The sequence below is a fragment of the Parasutterella secunda genome (assembly GCF_016901835.1).
GTDB classification, from domain to species: domain Bacteria; phylum Pseudomonadota; class Gammaproteobacteria; order Burkholderiales; family Burkholderiaceae_F; genus Aphodousia; species Aphodousia faecavium.
The window spans coordinates 1-1,904 of the sequence record NZ_JACJKX010000034.1 but is presented as its reverse complement, the minus strand read 5'-3'; the positions used below and the strand labels follow the sequence as shown (position 1 = coordinate 1,904).

The window sequence follows — 1,904 nt, the reverse complement described above, 5'->3', positions numbered from 1 at the left end:
TTAATCGGATAGGAGGTAGGTAGTTATTCTGCCTACCGTCCTTCCACACCACCCACCGTACGGATCCGTAGTGGGCGGTTATTAATAACATCCCTGGTCACGCTTCTTATATACGTTACCAAGACAGACCCATCCCATTTCTCGAAGAAATCGATTGGTTAGCGTCGTCGCCAAGATTCGACTGTTAGCTATGTGCCAGTACGATTTACGGCTGTTCGCATACTGCCAGGCTATCGATGGAGATAGACCTAGTTTCTGCAATGCATGGTATTTCGTCCTAACCTTTTTCCATTGCTTCCAGTAGATTTGACGTATCCGACGTCTTAACCATTGATCAGTGTCGCGGACAAACATTGTCATATCACTTCTCAGAAAGTAATTAACCCAGCCTCGCACAAACTCCGAAAGCTGTTTTCTGAAGGCTTCCAGGCTTTGTCCTCGACTTCGGTTTGTTATTTCCTTCAATCGCTTTATACATTTGTCTTTCGACTTCTGATGTGGTCTTGCTTTGATTGTCCCTTCCTTTGTCACGTAGAAGCCAAATCCAAGAAATTTCACATCAGTACTACCAATGTATCGGATCTTAGTTTTGTCTTCGTTCAGCTTCAGAAAGAGTTTCTTTTCAATGAAAGGCTTGATGTTTGCAAGCGTCCTTTCTGCCGATTTTCTGCTTTTGCAGAAAATCATCATATCGTCCGCGTAGCGCACAAATGGGTGCCCTCTCTCTTCCAACTTCTTATCCAATTCATTTAGCATGATATTGGCTAAGGTTGGGGAAATCGGTCCTCCCTGCGGGGTGCCTATCGTATTAGGCATGGTTTTCCCATCTTCCAATACGGGGGCTCTCAGAAATTTATGAATCAGCGATATGACTTGACCATCCTTAATCCGCTCCGATAAAAGTTGGAGCAATTTCGAGTGGTTTACCGTGTCAAAGAATTTTGCTAAATCCAGATCTACAACCCACACGTACCCTTCATTGGCTAATTTCAGACTCTGTTCAATTGCCGTCTGACAGCTTCGGTTCGGTCTGAAGCCGTGACTGCTGTCGGAGAATACCTTTTCATACTCTTCGCTCAGTTTTTGTTGCACGGCTTGTTGTACCAATCGATCGACTGCCGTCGGGATGCCCAGTGGTCTGAATTTACCTTTTTCCTCTTTTGGAATGAGTACTCGTAGCACGGGTTGGGGTTTGTATCGCCCCTCTTTTATGGATTGCACCAGTTCGGGGCCATGCTCGAGCAGGTGGGGCAAGAGGTCCTGGACCTCCATCCCATCCACTCCGGCACTTCCCTTGTTGGCAACCACCCTCTTCCAAGCTTGGTTGAGGTTGTTGCGTTCCAATATGGCTTCCAGTGTAACCATCCGTTCTACTCTGTTACGTGGTGGCATTTATCCTTTGTTGTCTCTCAGCAGATTCCTTGACCACTGTTACCCTCTCGATTCCGTCGATACTCTCACATTGGTGATCTTACGATCTTCCAAGTCTCCATCTGCGAAGCTACTTCAGGTGCCTCCGTTATTAATTTCCGCCCTTCGCAAGTGCCATCCACTTGTTACTATGGCTTCTGCTGACTGCTCTCAGTAAGCTTTACTCCATGACCGAGTGTTGTGGGGTCATGTCTGAGAGCCCTCCCTGGGTAAGGACTTAATCTTTCCCTTCGTGTATCCGCTTCGTTTACACCGCAAGTTCCGAGTAGCTTTAGGACTTCAGCTTGTTTTGCAGCTTTATCCACTTGCATATGCCTGACGAAGTTTCTGTTCGTCGGATCAAAGGTTTGCCTCGGGCTTCTTTCAGATTCCACCTCGCAGTGGACACCCTTGCCGTTAGCTATGGGCTTGTCGCTACTTACCGCCCTCGGGACTTTCACCCGTTAGATTAAGTGCCATGCCAGGCACACAAA

General features: G+C 47.2%; 1 protein-coding gene. It reads right to left on the bottom strand.

From position 1 onward, the window contains the following. Positions 1-81: 81 nt before the first annotated feature. Entirely contained in the window at positions 82-1,365 is a 1,284-nt protein-coding gene (gene ltrA / locus H5985_RS09200; RefSeq protein WP_205051013.1) for a group II intron reverse transcriptase/maturase, read from the bottom strand. Positions 1,366-1,904 lie beyond the last annotated feature (539 nt).

Coding starts and splice junctions, on each gene's coding strand:
- ltrA (WP_205051013.1), bottom strand. CDS start 1,365: ATGGTTACACTGGAAGCCATATTGGAACGCAACAACCTCAACCAAGCT.